The 7,031-nt window shown below is 72.9% G+C and carries 4 protein-coding genes and 1 pseudogene (1 of these 5 running past the window's edge); all 5 read left to right on the top strand.

Translation table 11 applies throughout. The features are described 5' to 3' along the window. Window positions 1-1,206: an FAD-dependent oxidoreductase gene (locus J7523_RS15670; protein ID WP_291888609.1), complete on the top strand. Its 1,206-nt coding sequence runs from the start codon at window positions 1-3 to the stop codon at window positions 1,204-1,206. A 124-nt stretch (window positions 1,207-1,330) separates the two neighbouring features. Next, complete coding sequence (locus J7523_RS15675; RefSeq protein WP_291888611.1) at window positions 1,331-2,182, top strand: CAP domain-containing protein; 852 nt, start codon at window positions 1,331-1,333, stop codon at window positions 2,180-2,182. A gap of 145 nt (window positions 2,183-2,327) precedes the next feature. Beyond that, window positions 2,328-4,914, top strand: a pseudogene (gene nirB / locus J7523_RS15680) (nitrite reductase large subunit NirB). Then, on the top strand, window positions 4,911-5,270 hold the full coding sequence (nirD, locus tag J7523_RS15685; protein ID WP_291888612.1) for a nitrite reductase small subunit NirD: 360 nt from the start codon (window positions 4,911-4,913) through the stop codon (window positions 5,268-5,270). The pseudogene nirB and the gene nirD overlap by 4 nt, the downstream one beginning before the upstream one ends. Window positions 5,271-5,701: 431 nt before the next feature. Then, window positions 5,702-7,031 carry the 5' portion of a glycoside hydrolase family 11 protein gene (locus J7523_RS15690; protein ID WP_291888614.1) on the top strand. It continues 53 nt past the right edge of the window, so only the first 1,330 of its 1,383 coding nucleotides appear in the window; its start codon is at window positions 5,702-5,704; its stop codon lies beyond the right edge, outside the window.

Raw genomic sequence — 7,031 nt, forward strand, 5'->3', positions numbered from 1 at the left:
ATGTCAGGAACCGTCGTCGTCGGGGCCGGACTCGCCGCCGCGCACGTCGTCGCGACGCTGCGCGAGGAGGGCGACGACCGACCGATCACCCTCGTCGGCGAGGAACCGGACCGCCCGTACGAGCGACCGCCGCTGTCCAAGGGCTACCTCCAGGGCACCAGCCCGCGCGACGAGGTCTTCGTGCACGAGCCCGGTTGGTATGCCGAGCATGACGTGACGACCCGGTTCGGCACCACCGCGCGCCAGCTCGACCGGGGTGCCCGGACGGTCGCGCTGTCCGACGGCAGCACGCTCGGCTACGACCACCTCGTGCTGGCCACCGGGTCCCGTCCGCGCACGCTCGACGTCCCCGGCGCCGACCTCGACGGCATCCGCACGCTGCGCCGGCTCACCGACAGCGACGCGCTGCGCGACGTGCTCGCGACGCCGCAACGGCTCGTCGTGGTCGGCGGCGGGTGGATCGGTCTCGAGGTCGCGGCCGCCGCCCGGCAGGCCGGCCTCGACGTCACCGTGCTCGAGTACGCCGCGCAGCCGCTCCTGCGGGTCATGGGCCCCGAGATGGCAGCGATGTTCGCCGCGCTGCACCGCGAGCACGGCGTCGACCTCCGGACCGGCGTCGGGGTCGAGGGCTACGAGGGGTCGGGCGGCCGTGTGACCGGCGTGCGGGCCGGCGGCGAGCTCGTCCCCGCCGACGTCGTGCTGGTGGGTGTCGGCGCGGCACCGAACGTCGCGCTCGCGTCCGCCGCGGGTCTCGCCGCCGACGGGGACGGCGTGGCCGTGGACGAGCACCTGCGCACCGCCGACCCTGCCGTGCTGGCCGCGGGCGACGTCGCGAACGCCCACAACACCGTGCTCGGGCACAGCCTGCGCGTCGAGCACTGGGACAACGCGATCCGGCAGGGCGGGCTCGCGGCCCGCTCGATCCTCGGCCGACCTGACGTGCACGACTGGCAGCCGTACTTCTTCACCGACCAGTACGACCTGGGCATGGAGTACGTCGGCCACGCCGACTCCGCCGACCGGGTCGTGGTGCGCGGCGACGTCGCGGCACGTGAGCTGGTCGCGTTCTGGCTGCGTGACGGGCGCGTGCGGGCGGCGATGAACGTCAACGTCTGGGACGTCAACGACCAGCTCCGGGCCCTCGTCGGGCGCGAGATCGACCCCGCCCGCCTGGCCGACGAGGACGTGGCGCTCGACGACCTGTGAGCACCGACGGGACGCCCGCCTGGCGTCTGCATCGCCCCGGTACGGACCTGGTCGGCGAGTCGGACCGACCCGGCGATCTGGACAGGTGTTCCGTTCGAGATAACGATCCGATAACGTCGCCCGCATGCCTTCGCCGACGGACCCCCGACGTCGTGACCTGCGGCGGCGGGACGCGCGGCGGCGACGAGCGAAGGTCCGCCCCCGTCGGGTGGTCATCGGGACCGTGGTCCTGTCCGGCGTGCTGGTCACCGGTGCGGCGCTCAACCCGTTCGCGAGCGCACAGTCGCCGAGCGCACGGTTCGAGGCGTCGAACGTCGGCGCGGCCCTCGTCGAGCGGGCGGCGGACGCGGTCAGCCGCGGGCTCTCCCGAGGCGACGCGAGCGCCCCGGCCGCGAGCACGTCGCCGACCGTCACGACGGTCGCCGAGGTCACCCCGACGCCCGTCCCGACCACCGCAGCTCCCGCCGACGGCGGCGGCGCGCCCGGGGGCGGTAGCGGTGGCACCGGCACCGGCACCGGCTCCGGCTCCGGGTCCGGGTCCGGGTCGACCCAGGCCCCTGCGGCACCGGCGAGCCCCGCACCGGCACCGGCTGCGCCGCCCGTCGAGGTCCCGGCGACCGTGGCGCTCGCCAACGAGATCGTCGTCCTCACGAACGCCGAGCGCCGCAAGGCCGGCCTCGGCGAGCTCGCGGTGAACGACTGCGCGACGTCGATGGCGGTCGCACGGACCGATCGGCTCGTCGCCGAGGGCCGGTTCGAGCACGACCCGCTGGGCGAGATCGTCGACGCGTGCGGCATCGGCACGCTCGGCGAGAACCTCGCGCTCGGCTACCCGACCGCCGCGGCGGTCGTCGCCGGGTGGATGGGGTCCGAGGGCCACCGCGCGAACATCCTGCGGCCCGGGTACACGCAGATCGGCGTCGGGTGCACGTCCGGCCCGAAGGGCATGCTCTGCGGGCAGGTCTTCCTCGGCTGAGCCGCCGCTCGTCCGTCTCCGCTGCGCGGCGGAGGGGATCTCTCAGTGGCCCCGGTGCGGGTGTGAGTTTGCGTGGGTCCAACGGCCCGGATGGGGCGTCCGGCGTGCGCAGATGCTGGCAGCACATCCCCATGGAAGGTCCACCATGCGCACCGCTCCCCCTCCCGCACTTGGCCGGGTCGTCGTCGTCGGCGCCGGCATGGTCGCCCACCGCCTGGTCGCAGGACTCGTCGAGCGCGCACCGCAGGACGGCTGGCACGTCACGGTGCTCGGCGACGAGCCGTGGGCCCCGTACGACCGCGTGCACCTGTCGGAGCTGGTCACCGCGGGCCGCACCCCCGACGACCTCGCGCTCGACCCGACCGTGTGAGACGACCCGCGCACCACGCTCCTCGTCGGCGACGCCGTCGCCCGGCTCGACCGCGACGCGCAGACGGTCACGACGCGCGGCGGCCGGGTCGTCGAGTACGACCAGCTCGTGCTCGCCACGGGCTCGTGGGCGTGGACGCCGCGCACCGACGGCGTCGACCTGCCGGGCGTCTTCCGGTACCGCACGCTCGACGACCTCGAGGCACTGCGGGCCTGGGTCGCGGACCGGTCGGCGGCGCTCGGACGGCCGCTGCGCGGCGCGGTCGTCGGCGGTGGTGTGCTCGGTCTGGAGGCCGCAGCCGCGCTGCAGAGCCTCGGTGCGAGCGCGACGGTCGTCGAGTTCGCCGACCACCTCATGAACGTGCAGCTCGACGCGGGCGGCGGCGAGGCCCTGCGGGTGCTCGTCAACGACCTCGGCATGGACGTCCGCACGTCGCTTGCGTGCACGGGTCTCGGTGCGGCGGACGACGGGGCCGTCGCGACCATGCGGCTGTCGGACGACGGCGAGCTCCCCGTCGACGTCGTCGTGTTCTCGACGGGTGTCCGGCCGCGCGACCGGATCGCCCGCGAGTCGGGTCTCGCGATCGGCGAGCGCGGCGGTGTCGTCGTCGGCGCGACGTGCCGCACGTCGGACCCTGCGGTGTGGGCGATCGGCGAGTGCGCGTCCTTCGACGGCGAGTGCACCGGGCTCGTCGCGCCGGGCAACGCGATGGCCGACGTGGTCGTCGACCGGCTGCTCGGCGGCCCGCGGCTGTACACGCCCGCACCCGAGGGCACCAAGCTCAAGGGCGTCGGCGTCGACGCGGCGAGCTTCGGCGACGTGTTCGGCCTGACCCCCGGCGCGCTCGAGGTCACGTTCACCGACCCGGTCGCCCGCACGTACCGCAAGCTCGTCGTCTCGGACGACGCCCGCACGCTGCTCGGCGGCGTGTTCGTCGGCGACGCCGCGCTGTACCCGCAGCTGCGCCCGATGCTGGGCCGCCCGCTCGGCGCCGACCCGTCCGCGTTCCTCGCGCCCGAGGGCGGCGCGCCGGAGCTCGGCGGCGACCTGCCCGACGACGTCGTCGTGTGCTCGTGCACCAACGTCACCGCAGGCGCGGTCCGCGAGGCGGTCACCGAGCACGGCTGCACCACGGTCGGCGAGGTCAAGGCGTGCACCAAGGCCGGCACGGTCTGCGGCTCGTGCGTCCCCGTCGTCACGAAGCTCGTCCACGCGCAGCTCGAGGCCAGCGGCATCGAGGTGTCCAGGGCGATGTGCGAGCACTTCGCGATGCCGCGCGCCGAGCTGTACGCGCTCGTCGCGGCGAGCGAGCTGCGGACGTTCAGCGAGATCGTCGCGGCCCACGGCACGGGGCGTGGGTGCGCGGTCTGCAAGCCGGTGGTCGCCGGGATCCTGTCGTCGCTGCGCGCCGGGCACGTGCTCTCGCGCGACCACGCCCCTCTGCAGGACACCAACGACCACGTCATGGCGAACCTGCAGAAGGACGGCACCTACTCGGTGATCCCGCGGGTGCCGGGCGGTGAGATCACGCCCGAGAAGCTCATGGCCATCGGTGCCGTGGCCGCCGAGTTCGGCCTCTACACCCGCATCACGGGCGCGCAGCGGATCGGCATGTTCGGCGCCCGCATCGACCAGCTGCCGCTCATCTGGCAGCGCCTGATCGACGCCGGGTTCGAGTCGGGTCAGGCGTACGGGAAGTCGCTGCGGGCCGTGAAGTCGTGCGTCGGGTCGGCGTGGTGCCGGTTCGGCGTCCGCGACTCCGTCGGCATGGGCATCCTGCTCGAGAACAGGTACCGCAGGGCTGCGGACGCCGCACAAGTTCAAGGTCGGCGTCTCCGGCTGCGCCCGGGAGTGCGCCGAGGCGCGCGGCAAGGACGTCGGCGTCATCGCCACCGCGAACGGCTGGAACGTGTACGTCGGCGGCAACGGCGGCGCGAACCCCCGCCACGCGGACCTGCTCGCGGAGGACCTCGACGACGAGACGCTCGTCGCGGTCATCGACCGGTTCCTCGCGTTCTACGTGCGGCACGGCGACCGCCTGCAGCGCACCGCCCCGTTCGTCGCCGACTTCCCCGGCGGCATCGACGAGCTCCGCACGATCCTCGTCGACGACGCGCAGGGCATCGCCGCCGACCTCGAGGCCGAGATCGCCGCCCACGTCGGCGACTACCGCGACGAGTGGGCCGAGGCGCTCGACGACCCTGACAAGCTCGACCGGTTCGCCGCGTTCGTCAACGCACCGGCCACGGCCGACCCCGACCTCGCCTACACCCCGCTGCGCGGCCAGGTCCGCCCGGCCCGGCCCGGCGAGCCCGCCCACCACGACCCACGCGTCGCCCGGACCCTGGAGGTGACCCGGTGAGCACCGTCCTCGTGCGTACCGACGTCTGCGCGCTCGACGCGCTCGTGCCCGAGCGCGGAGCCGCCGCGCTCGTCGACGGCCGGCAGGTCGCCCTGTTCCGCCTCGCCGACGACACCGTGCTCGCCGTGCAGAACCACGACCCGTTCTGCGGCGCGAACGTGCTGTCGCGCGGGATCGTCGGGTCGGTCGGCGACGCCCCGACCGTGACGTCGCCCATGCACAAGCAGGTGTGGGACCTGCGCACGGGCGCCTGCTTGGACACGGGCGGGAAGGTGCCGGTGCTGGACGAGCCGGTCGACCTGGCGACGTGGGCCGTGGAGGTCCGCGACGGCCGGGTGCTGGTCGCCCACGCCTGAGGTTCGCAGGTCCGGCAGGGTCGAATCCTTTCGGAAACTATCGACCCACTCCGTGTGCCCGGCGAGCGGCGGGCGAGTTGACCGACCTAAACGGTTCATCACCGCATCGAGCTCTTCACTCGCGCCTGCGACGCGTTGCAGACTCGCCTCGATAACGATTTCGACGGTGCTCCAGGCCGACAGTGCCGTCGGTCGCAGAGCAGCCGGTCCGCCCGTCCCCACGCAGCGAACCGGCGCGCATGGCCCCTCTCCCGGTCGGCGCCCGGCACGAAGGAGTGCACGATGACCGATAGTTTCGAGCGCCTCCCTCCACCAGCACGAGGTCGAACGAGACGGGCACCGTCCACGGCTGCCTCCACTCGTTCCGGACGGCTCGTCCTCGGCGTCCGCGCGCACACAGATGTCCGCAAGCACACACGAAGGAGTGCACCTTGTCCGGCAGCTCAACCTTGATCCGCAGCACCCGGGGGCGCAGATCGCTGCGCGCCCTCGTCGCCCTCGCGGCGTCGTCCGCGGTGGTGGTCGGCGCGCTCGTCGCCGCCAACCCGGCCGCCGCCCTCTCGTCGAACGGGACCGGCACCCACAACGGGTACTTCTACTCGTTCTGGACCGACTCGCAGGGCACCGTGTCGATGGACCTCGGGTCCGGCGGCAACTACTCGACGCAGTGGTCCAACACCGGCAACTTCGTGGCCGGCAAGGGCTGGTCGACCGGTGGGCGCAAGACGGTCAACTACTCCGGGTCCTTCAACCCGTCGGGCAACGCCTACCTCGCCCTGTACGGCTGGACCCAGAACCCGCTGGTCGAGTACTACATCGTCGACAACTGGGGCACCTACCGGCCCACCGGCACGTTCATGGGCACCGTCACCAGCGACGGCGGCACGTACGACATCTACCGGACGCAGCGGGTCGACAAGCCGTCGATCGAGGGCGACCACTCGACGTTCTACCAGTACTGGTCGGTGCGGCAGTCGAAGAAGACCGGCGGCACCATCACGACCGGAAACCACTTCGACGCATGGGCGTCCAAGGGCATGAACCTCGGGAACCACAACTACATGATCATGGCCACCGAGGGGTACCAGTCCTCCGGCAACTCCAACATCACCGTGAGCGAGGGCTCCGGCGGCGGGGGCGGCGGCAGCACGCCGACACCCACGCCGACGAGCGGCGGCGGCAGCAGCAACGGTTGCACCGTGAGCGTCACCAAGGGTGAGGAGTGGTCCGACCGCTTCAACGTCAACTACACCGTCAGCGGCGCCACGTCGTGGACCGTCACGACGACGTTCAACGGCAGCCAGAGCCTGCAGAACAGCTGGAACGCCACCGTCTCCGGCAGCGGCAGCACCCGCACCATCACGCCCAACGGCTCCGGCAACAGCTTCGGGCTCACGCTCTACAAGAACGGCAGCACCGCGCTGCCGAGCGCGACGTGCGCGACCTCGAGCGGCGGCGGTGGCGGCAGCACGCCGACGCCCACGCCGACGCCGACCAGCGGTGGCGGGGGCGGCTCGACCGGCGGCTGGACGGGCAGCTGCTCCGCCGGCTACGTCGGCCTGACGTTCGACGACGGGCCGACCGCGGGCAACACGACGAACCTCGTCAACATCCTCAAGAACGCCGGCGCCACCGCGACGGTCTTCCCGACCGGCCAGAACGCGTCGAACAACGCGTCGCTCATGCAGACCTACAAGAACGCCGGGCTGCAGATCGGCAACCACAGCTGGGACCACCCGCACCTGGTGAACATGAGCGAGG

The organism is Cellulomonas sp. (genome assembly GCF_017744555.1).
Classification (GTDB): domain Bacteria; phylum Actinomycetota; class Actinomycetes; order Actinomycetales; family Cellulomonadaceae; genus Cellulomonas.